This window comes from Aureibacillus halotolerans, assembly GCF_004363045.1.
Lineage (GTDB): Bacteria > Bacillota > Bacilli > Bacillales > DSM-28697 > Aureibacillus > Aureibacillus halotolerans.
Genome location: NZ_SNYJ01000011.1, coordinates 64866 through 81560 on the forward strand (window position 1 = coordinate 64866; position 16695 = coordinate 81560).

Sequence of the window (16695 nt, forward strand, 5' to 3'; positions counted from 1 at the left end):
TATGAAAGTAAGTGAGTTTGATTTTCACCTCCCGGAGCGATTGATCGCTCAACAACCACTGTTAGATCGAACGGGATCACGCCTGCTAACAGTAGACAGGGAAACGGGGAAGACGGAGCATAGGACCTTTGTGGATTTACTTGATAAGGTACGTCCCGGAGATTGCCTTGTATTTAATCAATCGAAGGTATTGCCAGCCCGACTAATTGGCACCAAAAATGAGACAGGAGCAACCATTGAATTGCTGCTGTTAAAGCAGACAGAAAAAACGGATCAATGGGAAGTGCTTGCCAAACCAGCAAAAAGAGTAAAGCCAGGTACTATACTATCTTTCGGTGAGCATGAATTGTCATGTACATGTGATGAGGTGCTCGAAGACGGGAAACGTCTCGTAACGTTTTCTTATAGAGGTTTATTTCTTGAAGTACTTGAAAAGCTAGGCAGTATGCCGTTGCCGCCTTATATAAAGGAACGACTGGACGAACCAGACCGTTATCAGACAGTGTATGCCAAAACAGCTGGATCGGCAGCTGCACCAACCGCAGGCTTGCACTTTACGACACCGTTTCTTAACCAGTTGCAGGATGCGGGTGTGTCATTGGCTTTTTTAACCTTACATGTGGGGCTTGGCACATTCCGACCGGTGAGCGTTGACGAAGTCGAATCGCATGATATGCATGGAGAGTTTTATGAGCTTGATGAAAAAACGGCAGCATTGCTGAATAACACTCGCAAAGCAGGTGGTCGTCTCATTGCCGTTGGCACGACATCGGCACGCACACTTGAAACCATTGCTGATGAGTCAGGTCATTTCAAAGCGTCTTCTGGGTGGACATCTATTTTTATTTACCCAGGCTATGAGTTTCGGGGGATCGATGGCTTGCTAACGAATTTTCATTTGCCAAAGTCTACTTTGCTGATGCTTGTTAGCGCCTTTGCTTCTAAAGAAATTATATTACATGCGTATCAGGAAGCCGTTGAACAAGAGTATCGGTTTTTCAGCTTTGGTGACGCAATGCTACTACTTAGAGGGGATAACGAATGAGCGCAGTCACTTATGAACATATTAAAACATGTGCCCAGTCTGGAGCGAGATTAGGCATCGTCCATACACCGCACGGAAGCTTTGAAACACCTGCATTTATGCCTGTGGGGACACTTGGAACCGTAAAAACGATGAGCCCTGAAGATCTGGAGTCTATGGGCGCAGGAATTATTTTAGGCAATACGTATCACCTTTGGCTTCGGCCTGGCACGGATATTATCTCAGAGGCTGGCGGATTGCATAAATTTATGAATTGGAAGCATCCGATTTTGACCGATTCTGGTGGTTTCCAAGTGTTTAGCCTCAGCAATTTAAGAGATATTCAAGAAGAGGGGGTTCACTTTCGAAACCACCTAAGTGGTGAAAAGCTGTTTCTCTCGCCTGAGAAGGCAATGGAGATTCAAAACATTTTAGGCTCCGATATTATGATGGCCTTTGATGAATGTCCGCCATACCCAGCCACGTATGAGTATATGAAAGCGTCTGTTGAGAGAACCTCTCGTTGGGCAGAACGGTGCCTTACTGCTCATTCTCGTCCCGCGGAACAAGGATTGTTTGGGATTGTTCAAGGCGGGGAGTTTGAAGATTTGCGTATACAAAGCGCGAAAGATTTGACCTCTCTTGATTTTCCTGGCTATGCGATCGGTGGTTTGTCTGTCGGCGAGCCAAAGGACGTGATGAATCGCGTATTGGAATGGACCACACCATTGCTCCCAGCTGATAAGCCAAGATATTTAATGGGCGTTGGGTCACCGGACTCCCTTATCGACGGGGCTGTACGTGGGATTGATATGTTTGATTGCGTACTGCCTACCCGAATTGCTCGTAATGGAACGTGTATGACAAGCGCCGGTCGATTAGTCGTTCGGAACGCAGCATACAAAAGTGATTTTCGACCAATTGATGAAAACTGTGATTGCTATACATGTAGAAATTACAGCCGAGCGTATATTCGTCATTTAGTAAAATGTGACGAAACGTTCGGATTTAGGTTAACAACTTACCATAACCTCTATTTTCTGTTAAAATTAATGCGTCAGGTCAGGGAAGCGATCAGGGAAGACCGCCTCCTCGATTTTCGGGAGTCGTTTTTTGAAGCTTACGGTTTTAATCAACCTGATGCTAAAAACTTTTAATAGATGATGCAGGATGAAGTCCTAAAGTGAATAATCCTTGCTTCTGTAGGAAAGGAGTGAAAGTGATGCCACAATCATTATTGTCGATTGGTATGTTGGTTTTGATGTTTGTTGTGTTTTATTTTATCTTAATTCGTCCACAGCAAAAGCGTCAGAAGAAATTGGACGAAATGCGTTCGCAAATTCAGAAAAACGACCGCGTGGTTACCATTGGTGGTATGCATGGAATAGTTGATGCTGTTGATGAGGAAAAAGTAGTCATCAAAGCTGGTGACGGCTCGCGACTAACGTTTGACCGTAGTTCAGTTCGTGAAGTGCTGAATAAAGACTAAAAATGCAAAAAGCAATCCCATTCCCGGGGTTGCTTTTTTTCGGCTATTAAAAGATTATTGATGTCTTGCCCCGAGATTGACCCCAACAATCCCGCCAACAAGCGCCATGCCGATATAGAGCAGGTGAAAGAGCGCCTTTATTGTGTCCATTGATTGGTTATATCCGGTCCACTGAATGATAAAAATCAAAAGGCTCACAGCAATTCCAGTAGCAAGTCCAATAAAAAGACCACGTTCCTTCTTCATTTTCCCCGCTTTCATACCGCCAAACAGAAAAGCCAAACAGCCTACGGTTGTGAATACCCATGTGAGTGATGCCTCTGACATGGATGTAAACCGTAAAATTGTTGCGAGGAGTAGGCTCGCACCTAAAATCCACGCCCCAATCACGAGTCCTCCCGAACCAACGGCCTTCAAAGATGATTGCATACGTTGATCTCTCTCCCTCCACTTGTCCTAACACAAACATATGCAAAAGAATATGGAATAGAATCTAATAATCCTTGTCCATATTTGCATATAGTGATAAAAAACCATAAGGGAGTGTTGGCGTGAGTGTGGCGTTTGCCATCTTTTTATTTTGTTATTTGCTAATGTTAACAGATCGTGTGAATCGGTCCGTCATCATGCTCGCAGGAGGGGCAGCGATGGTATGGGTTGGCTTAATCGATTGGCCTCACGTCTTTACCTCATATATTGATTGGCCAACCCTTACCTTACTGTTCAGCATGTTCATCGTGCTTAAAATAGTGGAACGAACAGGTGTATTTCAATATGTTGCTATCAAGCTAATACAATCGACGAAAGGACATCCAGGACGATTGTATGCTGTGATGGCAACGATTGTTGCTGGTGGGTCGGCGCTACTTGATAACGTCACCACGGTTATCGTCTTTGTCCCTGTTTTGCTGTCCGTAACGAGGCATCTTAAAGTACCTGCAACCCCTTATTTAATTAGTACAATGATATCTGCCAATATTGGCGGCATGGCGACATTGATTGGGAGCCCGCCAAATGTGATGATCGGGCAGGAGGTAGAGGCGATTACGTTTAATGACTTCTTGTTTCATCTTGCGCCACTTTCCATCCTTTTGCTGCTCATCATTCATCCATTACTGTATCTCATTTTTCGCAAGCGTCTTCAAGTTCCTGAAGAACGTAAGGTAGAACTGGTGCTACTTGATGCTCAATCCTATGTGTTAAAAACACCCGCGCTGACGCAGTCCTTAACCATCCTCATTTTAATCTTAACTGGGTTTGTGACACAGCCTTACCATGGGACAGACGTGACAAGCATTGCAGCAGCTGGTGCCTTACTAATGCTGCTGATCGTCGCCCGAGAACACGCACCTGATGACATTTTCCGTAGCATTGATTGGGGAACTCTGCTTTTTTTTATCGGTCTGTTTATGATGGTCGGAGGGTTAAATGCATCGGGATGGATCGACCAAATGGCCTCGCTGTTTTTTGATCTTGCAGACGGAGATAGTGCGGAAAGTGTCTTTTTGTTGTTGTTTATTTCCGGTGCCGTGGCAGGATTTGTTGACAATATTCCTTTTACAGCTGCCATGCTTCCAGTAGTGGAGGAGCTAGGATCAATGGGCGTTTCCAACGTGAAAACCCTCTGGTGGGCTTTAGCAATCGGATCATCTTTAGGAGCCAATGCAACATTAATCGGTTCCTCTGCAAACATGATTGTTACCGGGCTCGCTCTAAGACAACATGTACGGCTGTCCTTTTTGCAATTTGCCCTTGTTGGTATTCCCGTTGTCCTATTGACCTTGCTCATCGCTAGTTTGTACATGTATATCCGCTATATCGCCCCCCATTCTTAAAGGGTGGCAGGGCAGATTTTAATATTGAAAAAATCCGAACGTCTTCGAAATTCCACTTAGAATTTCATAGGACAGTTCGGATTTTCTTTTCTGGAGGAATAATGAGATGAGTCAATTGAAAACAGGGAAGAATCCCAAAAGAGAGTCTGCACCACAGTAAAATACGTGCTGAGGATAAAGTAATTTTATAAATGCATATATGTCCACTATATTCAGACGCATCGTCTTAGAATGGATATATGATGAGAAGGACACCATACAAAAGAATCTTTTGAAAAAGGGGTCTCAGTGTATGGATATGGTCATCATTGTGTTGCGCACAGTGTTATTCTATGGAATCATTCTGCTTATTTTCAGGCTAATGGGCAAACGGGAAATTGGGGAACTTTCGATTCTTGACTTGGTCGTCTTTATTATGATTGCCGAAATGGCTGTTTCAGCAATTGAAGAACCAAAGGATCCCATTTTTGATACGATCGTCCCAATGGCCGTTCTCCTTCTAATTCAACTGGGGTTGGCTTACTTCCAACTGAAAAATCAGAAGCTACGAGAAGTGATTGATGGCAAACCTTCGTTTATCATTCGGAACGGGGAAATAAATGAAAAAGAAATGAAGAAACAACGCTATAATTTCACTGATTTGCTCATCCAGCTTCGTGAAGAAAAAATTCATGATGTCCGGGATGTGGATGTCGCCATCCTTGAGCCATCAGGAAAACTGTCGGTGTTTGAAAAAAATCCAGCTTCCTCGCAACGTCCTTTCTATTCGCTTCCGTTTATTCTTGATGGTCAAATTCAATCTCGGCATTTACATGAAAACGGAAAGGACGAGGAGTGGCTAAAAGATGTGTTGAAGCAACATGATATCGTTGACTACACAAGCCTACTGTATTTGTCTGTTGCGGCAGATGGAACGTTATTTATGCAGAAAAAAAACTAGACGGTTGAGAAACGCCTGCTTTAATTAGCTATGTTACCGCATGAGAGGGGCTGGGGGAAAAAACACGATGAGGTCTTCTCAAGTCGATGATGCCCTTGTGCCCTCTAGGGTGCAAAGGAAACACGGCCGCTACGTCAAAATACTTCGCTTTCACCCTAAAGGGTATAAGGTCAACATCGATTCGCGAGTACCTCATCGTGTTTACTTTACCGCCTGGCACGGCTTCAGCTTCCTCGGAATCTTGCTTTCCTGCGGGATCTTCAGCTCGCGCTGTTCCACCCTAAAGGGTACAAGTGCAACATCGACTCAAAAAGACTTCGTCGTGTTTTCTTTGCCGCAGGAGTCTGCGTAATTTGACTACGCTGATGTATGTTTCTGCGTAAAATTTTTTATTTTGTCCCGGTCTCATACAACGAAGAAAATGAAAAGTGAGTTGACCTGCTTTGCTTCGGCCAAAAAGACAAGTAAGCGTCTCATGCAAAGTTACATCACCTAATTCTGTGATTTCTAAAAGATTGTCTTTCAGTAATGAAGCTGACTTCAACCCCGCTGAATCACTAAATGATTCTTTTTTATTCTGATTAAATTATAAAAGCGGATCATTAAAAGCGGTCACTAGCGAGACTCCTGCGGCAAAGAAAACACGATGAGGTATCTCCGAATCGATGTTGCACTTGTACCCGTAGGGGTGGATAGCGAGCTAAGTGAGACCCCGCAGTGCACGAAGTGCCGAGGAGGCTCGCAGTTCGCCCGCGGAAAGCGAGCGTATGACCGCTTGCCTATCACAAGGGCATCATCGACTCAAAAGTGCCTTTCGTCGTGATTTCATTGCAGTTGGCTTCTGCTGAGCTCTCCTCGAGCGTGTTTTTAAAAATGAAGTTTTTCCCGAAGCAATCGGTGGTTACCCTTTAGGCATAAATGTAAAAAGCCACTTGCCGACAAAGGGGATGCGATTGACGTCGGAGCGTTTAATGAGCTTGAAGGCAACCATTAGAATTACATACAACAGACTCGTCCAGACAATTGACAGTAGGGTTGAAGAGAGCAATTGCTCGTGCTGAACGACAAACCAGACAGAACCAGCGGCCACGGCTGCTCCCATGGCAATGATTGTCTTTATGAAGTCTCTAAAATAAAAGACAAAGCCGATCGTTTTTGCGACTGTAAAAAAATGCAAGAGCGTGACAAGGATCGTGCTTGCCATAATTGCCATTGCAACACCCATAATGCCGATGCTTGCTTGCGTAGCAAGGGCAAAGATGGCAACAATTTTTAACACTGTTCCGATGATGGAATTAATCATTGCTGCTTTTGCCATGTCGAGTGCTTGTAGCGTTGATTGTAACGGGCCTTGAAAATAATAGAGCAAAAATAGCGGTGCCATTAATTCAATAAACCTGGCCCCACTCGAAGAGCCGTACATTAGCTCCATTAGCGGCTCAGCGTATAAAAACAGAACGACTACTGACAACCCGCCTGTCACCATACAAAGCCGCAGAGCTTGCTGCAAACGATAATGAATGAGTCGTGTTTGTTTTTTAGCAGCGGCTTCGCTAATCGCTGGCACAAGCGAAATGGAAAGGGCATGTGTAATGAAACTTGGGAGAAAAAGGAGCGGCATGGCGAAACCTGTAAGCTCGCCATATTGTTGTGTTGCTACGACCGTCGCCACCCCAGCAATGGCTAAGCTTTGGGCCACAACGATCGGCTCGAAAAAGTAAGACACACTGCCTACAAGGCGGCTTCCAGTCGTCGGGAGAGCAATACTCATCAAGTCATAGAGTGTTGATTTGCCGCGAGAAAGGGATTGCATAAAGCCTTTTCGAATAGCGACCGTTTTTTGTTTTTTAAATAGGATGATCATATAAACGAGTGAGGCAAGTTCTCCGAGGACAACAGAGATCATGGCGCCAGCTGCAGCAAATTCTACGCCATAAGGCAAAAACAGGCTCGTGAGCACAGCGACAAGTGAAATACGAACAACCTGCTCGATTAACTGTGAAATCGCCGAAGGTCGCATGTTTTGTTTGCCTTGAAAATACCCGCGAATGACAGAGGAGATCGCCACGATAGGGACAATTGGAGCGATCGCCATGAGTGGGTACATCGTACGCTCGTCGGTTAGCAGTGTCGAAGCAACCCAATGAGACAAGGCCATCATGCCTGCTGTGAACACAAGGCTGAGCACCCCTGTGACAGCGAGTGAGACGACTAGAATTTGTTTGACCCTGCTCTGTTCGTTCCGAGCTTCTGCTTCAGCAACACGCTTAGAAATGGCAACGGGGAGTCCTAGCTGTGTCATTGTGATGGTGAGTGCTAAGGTTGGGACAGCCATCATGTACAACCCGACGCCTTCCTCACCCATGAGCCTTGCCACGACAATTCTGTTGACAAATCCAAGCAGTCGAATGACAAGCCCGGCAAGCACGAGGGTTATCGTCCCTTTCAAAAAGGTTTGTTTGGTCATTGCCTTCCCTGCTTTCTTATGAAAAATATAGACATCTATTTCAATTATCTATATGCTATTAGGAGGACGAGTCATGACTGCTCGTCTTTTTATCCTTTCCACAGATTCCTACAAGTGGAAATGGGCACGCATGTGCAACAAATACGATACGTGTTTATAAATCGATATGATGACAATCCTGTATAGAGAGGAGGGAATCTGATGACCGCTCATCCTTATGAAAGGTGGCATTCGACGCTTTATCCTTTTTTAGTGAGCAAAATGGAAGAGCTTCAATTGCTCGGCTACCCTGAGGCAACGACTGCTGAAGTGTGGTCCTACTTACTACATAAGAAATGGAAGAAGCCAAAAGAAGATGTATTTCTGCACCAGCTCGTTCAAGATGTAATGTCAGTGTCCGTATCGGGCTATATGACCTTTTTGACAGTGGAAGCCTATAAAGCACCCGCATTTGATTTAAAAGGACTTACATAAACCGGCTTGTAGAAATGAGTCGTTGTTTGCATAACAAGGAGGAACATCTAGATGAAAAAAGGAAGAATTGCCGTGTTTTTTATCGTCGTGGCTCTTCTCGCTGCATTGGCAGTAGGGACGATACGACCGATTCTTCAAAACATTAATCTCGGACTTGATTTGCAAGGAGGATTTGAAGTCCTCTATCAGGTCACGCCGAAGGATGAAGAGCAGACGATCACCGATGAAACGATGGTGGCGACAACGCAGGCTCTCGATCGACGTATTAACGTGCTTGGCGTCAGTGAGCCAAGTATTCAAATCGAAGGACAGGACCGCATTCGTGTTCAGCTTGCTGGGGTAACGGACCAGGAAAATGCCAGAGAAATTCTGTCCACACAAGGGGAGCTTAGTTTCCGAGATGTGAACGACGAGCTGCTTCTTGACGGAACGGACTTGGCAGAGAATGGGGCTTCCCAAACCTTTGACCAGCAAAATCAGCCCGCTGTCGCATTGGAGCTCAAGGATGCGGATAAGTTTGCTGAAGCGACGCAGCATATCGTAAATATGGCTCCACAAAACCAGATGGTCATTTGGTTGGATTACGAGGAAGGGGACTCGTTCGAGGAAGAGTATCAAAAACACCGTGACCCGAATCAAGAATCGAAAATCCTTTCAGTGGCCAATGTAGACCAAGTGTTCCGTCAACCAGAAGTATCAATTACAGGGAATTTCGAAGTTGAAGAAGCCAAAGAACTAGCAGATCTATTGAACTCTGGTTCATTGCCAGTGGCTTTGGAAGAACTTCATTTAACCTCCGTTGGTGCGCAATTTGGTCAGGAGGCATTGGAGCAAACCGTGTTTGCGGGTTATGTGGCCATCATTGCCATCTTCTTGTTTATGATTTTTTATTACCGATTGCCAGGCATCATCTCCGTAGTCACGTTAAGCTTCTATATTTATTTAATCCTGCTCGTATTCCAACAGCTTAATGCGGTATTAACGTTGCCGGGAATTGCGGCGTTAATTCTTGGGGTTGGGATGGCGGTTGATGCGAATATCATTTCAGCCGAACGAATTAAAGACGAAATACAATCAGGCAAATCCATTCGATCCGCATTTCGCGCAGGAAACCGACGATCGATCGGCACCATTTTTGACGCCAATATTACAACGCTACTTGCAGCGAGCGTCCTGTTTATCTTTGGTACGAGTTCTGTAAAAGGGTTTGCGACAATGCTCATTATCAGTATTCTCGTTAGCTTTATAACAGCAGTCTACGGGTCACGTTTCTTGCTTAGCCTGTGGGTGAATAGTGGTTTGTTTAAAAACAAACCAGGCTGGTTTGGGGTTAAACGATCAGACATCGATAATCTTCATGAGGTTGAGGACGAATCAAAGCGACGTTTAAAAGGACCTTATCGCAAAGTCAATTTTGTAAAGCATCGGAAATTCTTTTTTATTGGAACCGGTGTGCTGCTCCTCGTTGGTTTCATTTCACTCTTTGTGTTCAAGTTTAATTTGGGCATAGATTTTGCGAGTGGAACGCGGATTGATCTGATTGCTCAGGAGCCTCTTACCGAGGAGAGTGTCAACAATGAATTCTCTAGCATTGGTCTGGCGGCACCAGATGAGCTTCTGATTGACGGGGAAAACAGCAAACGAGCGACCGCAAGTTATGTAGGTGCTCTTAGCGAAGAGGAGTCCCAAATTGTGAAAGCTCATTTCCAGGAAACCTACGGGACAGATCCTAGCATTAGTACAGTGTCTCCAATTGTTGGTAAGGAGCTTACGAAAAATGCGATTTTCGCGCTCATCATCGCCTCCATTGGGATGGTCATCTATGTAGCGATTCGATTCGAGATTTTCTTTGGCCTTGCAGCGATTTTGGCTTTGCTGCACGACGCCTTCTTTATCATTGTTGTGTTCAGCATCTTCCAGATCGAACTCGACATTAACTTTATTGCAGCCATTCTCACGATTATCGGGTATTCCATTAACGATACGATCGTTACCTTTGACCGAATACGTGAGAACATGGGGTACGAGAAAAAGATCCGGACGAGGGAAGATTTAGAACGAGTGGTTAATCGCAGTCTTGTGCAGACGATGACACGTTCATTGAATACGATTATAACCGTCATTATTGGGGTTCTTGCGTTATTGATCTTTGGGAATGAGTCGATTTCTACTTTCTCAATCGCGCTATTAATCGGTTTGATTGCTGGGACGTACTCGTCGATTTGCCTCGCTAGCCAACTATGGCTTACTTGGAAAATCAAACAGCTTGAAAAGCAACCTAAAGGTCAGCTTGATCCAAGTCAAACCGATGTGTAGAAAGTGGATATGCCACACATGAATTGTTTGAAAACGGCATTCTAAGGGAAGTCTACCACTAAACTACACGACTAAGAGGTGTTCCCTATGCGAGGGCAAACAGCAGGCATCCTGGCACTGGTTTTTGTTTGTATTGTGGCCGCTTTTGCTGTCATTAATGTCGATCCAGTGCAAGTCAATTACTTTATTGGAACGGCAGAGGTTCCTTTAATCCTCGTCATTTTGTTTTCTGCTCTTCTTGGCGGGATTATCGTTGGGTTCTTTTCGCTCGTCCGTTATTATAAAGGACAGCGTAGCGATAAACGAAACCAGGTGAATGCAAGGGACGAATCCGCGCATGCCCCTGGCAATGAAGAGGCACATTCGTTTACGAAACCTAGTGTTCTGGAGACGCCCGAAGAGAATGATACGAAAAACAAATAACCTGTTTGTCACCCCTTGGCTTTTCCCGTATAATGGGTTAGTCGAGGGGTGTTTTTATGTTGAAATCGAAAAAACGCTGGCGTATAAACGCATTGGAGCAAGAAGATGAACAACTTGCTTCCTTTGCAAAAGCGTTAAAGGTCTCTCCACTTGTGGCCGCGATTTTAGTTGATCGTGGCATAAACACAGAGGAGCATGCGAAGGCATTTTTAACGCCTGAAAAGCAGTCCTATCATGACCCATTTCTATTTAACGATATGGCAAAAGCAGTGACTCGCATTCAACATGCGATTGATGCCAATGAAGCCATTCGGATTTATGGCGATTACGATGCAGATGGTGTGACAAGCACAGCCATTGTTTACAAAGCATTGACTTTACTAGGTGCATCTGTGGACTTTTACATACCAAACCGTTTTATTGAAGGGTATGGTCCAAACAAAGAGGCGTTTCGTCGTACTGCTGAAGAAGGCATTTCATTGCTCATTACTGTGGACAATGGCATTAGTGGCGTAGAGGAGATGGCGTATGCTCAGTCCCTTGGAATGGACGTCATTATAACCGACCACCATGAAGCAGGAGAGCAGCTTCCCGATACCGTCGCTTTGATTCACCCAGGGATTAAAGGCGAAGCCTATCCATTTGGCGAGCTTGCCGGAGCTGGTGTGGCGTTAAAGCTAGCTCATGCACTTCTAGGGGAGGTTCCTGATGACCTCGTTGCCCTAGCAGCCATTGGCACTATCGCTGATCTCGTTCCTCTAGCAAATGAAAACCGAATCATTGTTGCGAAAGGATTATCGAAGTTACAGCAAACGACGTCTCCTGGGTTAACCGCCTTAACAGACGTATGCGGGTTCTCCATCAGTGACATAGATGAGGAAAAAGTGGGTTTTGCCATTGGACCAAGACTGAACGCAGTTGGTCGTCTTGGAGATGCGACACCGGCCGTCTCTCTTTTAATTACAGACGCAAAAGAGGATGCACAAGAGCTTGCCTTATCCATTGATCAAAAGAACAAGGAGAGACAGCAGCTTGTCCGTAAAATGACGACTGAAGCAATTGACATGGTGGAATCACGGGATGAACTGCCAGCTGCACTTGTGTTGCTCAAAGAAGATTGGAACCCAGGAGTCGTCGGCATTGTCGCTTCTAGAATGGTCGATCGCTTTCACCGTCCGTGTGTCGTTCTTGGTAAAGACGAAGCGACACAAATGGCGAAGGGGTCTGCACGCTCTATCGAAGGGTTTCATTTATTTGATCAATTATCTAAGCATCGCGATATTTTGCCTCATTTCGGCGGTCATTCGATGGCAGCGGGGATGTCGTTAGAGCTTCACGATGTCGAAGAGCTTGAACATCGACTTGGTCAGCTGGTTGAAGCGCAGCTTTCTGCAGAAGAGCGACAGCCAGTTCTTCCTGTGCAGATGGAGGCGAAGCTTTCAGATGTCACTTTAGATGTGCTTCAGCAATTGCAAAAACTGCGACCGTTTGGAAATGGAAATCCGAAGCCACTCTTTTTATTTGATCAGCTTCATATTTTACAAAGCAAGCGAATTGGTTCAGATAAAAACCATTTAAAGCTAACGCTGGGGTCTGAAGGTAGTCAGTTAGACGCCGTTGGTTTTCAGATGGGAGATTGTGCTGAAGCAATTTCGGCTATTGCAAAGGTAAGTGCTGTAGGTGAACTGTCCATTAACGAATGGAATGGGCGTCAATCACCGCAGCTCATGCTACAGGATATCGCTGTAAAGCACTGGCAACTATTTGATTGGCGTGGACTTGCCATGGAGGCAGTGAAAAAACGATTGCAGACGCTTGGAGGAGCCAAGTTGTTCAGCTTTCAAAACAATACTGAGTTGGTTAAGCAGCTCGAGTCTTCTGCTGGTCAACAATCATCCACATCCAACACGTGGGTACTGCTTGATGTGCCAGCTTCCTTAGAAGAATTGAGAGACTGGCTTATCACGCATCAGCCGGACGCATTGTACATTTGGTTCAAACAAGAAAGAGAGCTTTTTGATGCAGTTCCATCTCGAGAACGATTTAAGTGGGTGTATCAAATCGTCTTAACACATCAACCCGTTCCATTGGAAAAGTTAATTCGTGCAGGAAAAACAAAAGGATTAACAGCTGAGGCAACAACGGTCATTGTTGATGTGTTTGAAGAGCTTGGGTTGTTCGCTGCAAGCAACGATGTTCTTGAAGTGACAAAGTCTCAAGAAAAAAAGGACATTAATGAATCAGCAAAACTGCAAGCCTATAAAACGTTGTTAGAAACAGGGGAATGGCTAAGCACGGCTGGTATGGACGAGCTATGGCTGTGGGGAAATGACATTTTAGAAAACAACCAACGGGTTGAGGAGGTCTCCATATGAATTACAAAGACTTTATAACAGTCGTTGAGGATTACCCGAAAAAAGGGATACGCTTCAAGGATATTACGACATTAATGGATAATGGTGAGGCCTATCGTCAGGCGACAAATGACATCGTTGCATATGCTGAAAAGCAGGGCGTGGATGTGATTGTAGGTCCAGAGGCACGGGGGTTTATTATTGGCTGTCCAGTCGCTTACGCTCTTGGCGTTGGCTTTGCTCCAGTAAGAAAAGAAGGCAAGTTGCCAAGAGAAACGATTAAGGTCGAATATGATTTGGAATACGGCACAAGTGTTTTAACCCTTCATCAAGATGCCATCCGTCCTGGTCAACGTGTGCTGATTACAGACGATCTGTTAGCCACTGGCGGAACAATCAAAGCGACGATTGAACTCGTTGAGAAACTTGGGGGAGTTGTCGTCGGACTCGCCTTTCTCATTGAACTTGATTACTTAAACGGTCGAGACAAGCTGGACGGCTATCCAATTATGTCGCTAATGAACTATCAATAAAAATACAAAAGTGCTTCTTTAAGTGATCTCGATTCGTCAAGACCACAGCAAAGAAGCACTTTTTTTATGTGTTGAATGGATATCGAGACAGAGACAAATAAAAAACAAATTAAGCAGAAACAAACATCAGCGTAGTCAAAATACGTAGACTCCAGCGGCAAAGCAAACACGACGAAGTCATTTTGAGTCGATGTTGCACTTGTACCCTTTAGGGTGGAACAGCGCGAGCTGAAGATCCCGGAGGAAAGCAAGATTCCAAGGAAGCTGAAGCCGTGCCAGGCGGCAAAGAAATCACGACGAGGTCTTAACGAGTCGATGATGCACTTGTACCCTTTAGGGTGAAAGCGAAGTATTTTGACGAAGCGATCGTGTTTTCTTTAAACCTGAAGGGCACAAGTGTAAATTGTTTTTTTACGGAAGTTGCAACAAATAAATCATTATTCTAAGAACGTATATTCTGTTTTCGACAAATGAATCACGAAATTGTCTCGGTTTTTTGACGTCATTCGACAACTTCTTGTAATTCTCTTTACATCGCGCGAATTATTCACCATAATAAAGGTTATATATTAAATTTTAGAGCATGCCTCAAAAACGCAGGTGATGGAATGGCTGGCAATCAAATTCTCTCTTCTGAAAAAGTAATTCAGATGGCTGGAGAGTATATGGAAAAAGACGAAAAGGATATGGTTGAGAGGGCTTATTTGTTTGCGAAGCAAGCCCATCAGGACCAATATCGGAAATCCGGTGAACCGTACATTATTCATCCCGTGCAGGTGGCCGGTATTTTGGTTGAATTAAAAATGGATCCCGAAACGATTGCTGCTGGCTTCCTTCATGATGTGGTTGAAGATACAGACATCACAAAAAATGATTTAGCCGAAGCGTTCAATGATGAAGTGGCTATGCTCGTCGACGGCGTGACCAAGCTGAAACAAATAAAATATGAGTCAAAAGCGGAAGAGCAGGCAGAAAATCACCGGAAAATGTTTGTCGCCATGGCGCGTGACATGCGCGTGATTCTGATCAAACTGGCTGACCGTTTGCATAATATGCGTACGTTAAAGCATATGCCGCCAGAAAAGCAACGCAAAACCTCGAAGGAAACGTTGGAGATTTTTGCTCCGTTAGCTCATCGGCTAGGGATTTCGACGATAAAGTGGGAGCTAGAGGACACAGCGCTTCGTTATTTGAATCCACAACAATATTATCGAATTGTAAACTTGATGAAGCAAAAACGGGCTGAACGGGAGAAATATATTCAAGAAGTCATGGTTGAAATTGAAAATCAGGTGAATGACATCTATGTGACGGCAGACATTTCAGGTCGCCCGAAGCATATTTACTCGATTTACAAGAAGATGACGGTTCAGAACAAGCAGTTTAATGAAATTTATGATTTGCTTGCTGTGCGAGTCATCGTTGATTCCATTAAAGACTGCTATGCTGTGCTCGGCATTATTCATACGTGCTGGAAGCCGATGCCAGGGCGCTTTAAAGACTATGTAGCGATGCCTAAGGCCAACATGTATCAATCTTTGCACACGACAGTCATCGGTCCAACAGGAGATCCTCTTGAAGTGCAAATCCGTACGTCTGAGATGCACAAAATCGCTGAATACGGGATTGCTGCGCATTGGGCGTATAAAGAAGGCAATATCGAAGCACCAAATGAAACCTTTGAGAAAAAGCTGACATGGTTCAGGGAAATCCTTGAATGGCAAAACGAAACTTCAGATGCAGAGGAATTTGTCGAATCTTTAAAAATGGACTTGTTCTCTGATATGGTCTTCGTCTTTACGCCTAAAGGAGATGTGTACGAGCTTCCCAGAGGTTCGGTACCACTTGACTTTGCCTATCGTGTGCATACAGAAATCGGCAACAAAACGATTGGTGCTAAGGTGAACGGGAAGATGGTCACCCTCGACCATAAACTGAAAACCGGCGATATTATTGAAATCATGACGTCAAAGCATTCCTACGGGCCAAGCCAGGATTGGCTCAAGATTACGCAAACGTCGAAGGCGAAAAATAAGATTCGTCAATTTTTCAAAAAGCAACGTCGAGAAGAAAATGTTACAAAAGGCAAGGAAGCTGTTGAAAAAGAAATTCGTGGACATGATTTAGAACCGAAAAAAGTACTTACCGTTGAGAACATCCAACGAGTTCTTGATAAATTTACGTTTGCGAATGAAGAGGATATGTACGCAGCTGTCGGGTATAACGGGATTACCGCCGCACAAATTGCGACCCGGTTGACTGAAAAGATTCGCCAAAAGCAAGAAATGGAGACAAAGCAACACCTCGAAGAAGCTGTGGCGAATACGAATATTAACTCTTCTTCCTCAACACCCGAACCGAGGCGCAAGAAGGATTCTGGCGTGACGGTAAAGGGTGTCGACAATTTGCTCGTGCGTTTATCAAAATGCTGTAACCCGGTGCCAGGGGACAACATTGTCGGTTACATTACAAAAGGGCGCGGGGTTTCTGTTCACCGCTCGGATTGCCCGAATGTCACTGCGGATGATATGCAGGACAGACTTTTAGAAGTCGAATGGGAAATGGAACCGGATGAAAACAAGCATTACAATGTTGATATAGAAATAACAGGATATGATCGTCGTGGACTGTTAAATGAAGTATTGCAGGCTGTGAATGAAGCGCGAACCAATATTTCACAGGTGTCAGGAAGGACCGATCGCAACAAAATGGCGGTCATTCACATGACGTTGTCTATTCATCATGTCGGTCACCTGCAAAAGGTTGCTGAGCGTATTAAACAAATTCCAGATGTGTATTCTGTACGACGTGTGTTGCAATAATAGAAGGGAAGCGAGAGG

Annotated in this window: 13 protein-coding genes; 11 read left to right on the forward strand and 2 right to left on the reverse strand. The window is 44.7% G+C overall.

The genetic code is table 11. The features are described 5' to 3' along the window. Position 1: 1 nt before the first annotated feature. The 3 genes from queA to yajC all read left to right on the forward strand — a co-directional run bounded on the left by queA (position 2) and on the right by yajC (position 2513). A complete protein-coding gene (gene queA, locus EV213_RS13260) occupies positions 2–1045 on the forward strand; it encodes a tRNA preQ1(34) S-adenosylmethionine ribosyltransferase-isomerase QueA (protein ID WP_133581031.1) in 1044 nt (347 codons plus the stop codon). Next, positions 1042–2181 carry a tRNA guanosine(34) transglycosylase Tgt gene (gene tgt, locus EV213_RS13265; RefSeq protein WP_133581032.1) on the forward strand — a complete coding sequence of 380 codons (1140 nt, stop codon included), beginning with the start codon at positions 1042–1044 and terminating at the stop codon, positions 2179–2181. Before queA ends, tgt begins: the two co-directional genes overlap by 4 nt. A gap of 65 nt (positions 2182–2246) precedes the next feature. Beyond that, entirely contained in the window at positions 2247–2513 is a 267-nt protein-coding gene (gene yajC / locus EV213_RS13270) for a preprotein translocase subunit YajC (protein ID WP_133581033.1), read from the forward strand. 54 nt (positions 2514–2567) lie between these two features. Here the strand turns inward: yajC and EV213_RS13275 are convergent, their stop codons facing one another. After that, positions 2568–2942 carry a TIGR04086 family membrane protein gene (locus EV213_RS13275; RefSeq protein ID WP_133581034.1) on the reverse strand — a complete coding sequence of 125 codons (375 nt, stop codon included), beginning with the start codon at positions 2940–2942 and terminating at the stop codon, positions 2568–2570. A 122-nt stretch (positions 2943–3064) separates the two neighbouring features. Here EV213_RS13275 and EV213_RS13280 point away from each other — a divergent pair, with 122 nt between their 5' ends. Beyond that, on the forward strand, positions 3065–4348 hold the full coding sequence (locus EV213_RS13280) for an ArsB/NhaD family transporter (protein ID WP_133581035.1): 1284 nt from the start codon (positions 3065–3067) through the stop codon (positions 4346–4348). A 292-nt stretch (positions 4349–4640) separates the two neighbouring features. Further along, entirely contained in the window at positions 4641–5288 is a 648-nt protein-coding gene (locus tag EV213_RS13285; protein WP_133581036.1) for a DUF421 domain-containing protein, read from the forward strand. 901 nt (positions 5289–6189) lie between these two features. Here the strand turns inward: EV213_RS13285 and spoVB are convergent. Continuing rightward, on the reverse strand, positions 6190–7755 hold the full coding sequence (gene spoVB / locus EV213_RS13290; RefSeq protein ID WP_133581037.1) for a stage V sporulation protein B: 1566 nt from the start codon (positions 7753–7755) through the stop codon (positions 6190–6192). A 201-nt stretch (positions 7756–7956) separates the two neighbouring features. Here spoVB and EV213_RS13295 point away from each other — a divergent pair, with 201 nt between their 5' ends. The 6 genes from EV213_RS13295 (at position 7957) to EV213_RS13320 (ending at position 16677) form a co-directional block, all read left to right on the forward strand. After that, the gene (locus tag EV213_RS13295; protein WP_133581038.1) at positions 7957–8229 is read left to right on the forward strand and encodes a post-transcriptional regulator; all 273 of its coding nucleotides are present in this window, start codon (positions 7957–7959) and stop codon (positions 8227–8229) included. Positions 8230–8280: 51 nt separating this feature from the next. Further along, entirely contained in the window at positions 8281–10545 is a 2265-nt protein-coding gene (gene secDF, locus EV213_RS13300) for a protein translocase subunit SecDF (RefSeq protein ID WP_133581039.1), read from the forward strand. A gap of 87 nt (positions 10546–10632) precedes the next feature. After that, complete coding sequence (locus EV213_RS13305; RefSeq protein WP_133581040.1) at positions 10633–10968, forward strand: LapA family protein; 336 nt, start codon at positions 10633–10635, stop codon at positions 10966–10968. Positions 10969–11024: 56 nt separating this feature from the next. Then, entirely contained in the window at positions 11025–13343 is a 2319-nt protein-coding gene (gene recJ / locus EV213_RS13310) for a single-stranded-DNA-specific exonuclease RecJ (RefSeq protein ID WP_133581041.1), read from the forward strand. Beyond that, positions 13340–13855, forward strand: coding sequence for an adenine phosphoribosyltransferase (locus EV213_RS13315; protein WP_133581042.1), 516 nt, complete (start codon positions 13340–13342; stop codon positions 13853–13855). The genes recJ and EV213_RS13315 overlap by 4 nt, the downstream gene beginning before the upstream one ends. 608 nt (positions 13856–14463) lie before the next feature. Then, on the forward strand, positions 14464–16677 hold the full coding sequence (locus EV213_RS13320) for a RelA/SpoT family protein (protein ID WP_133581043.1): 2214 nt from the start codon (positions 14464–14466) through the stop codon (positions 16675–16677). The last annotated feature ends 18 nt before the right edge of the window (positions 16678–16695 follow it).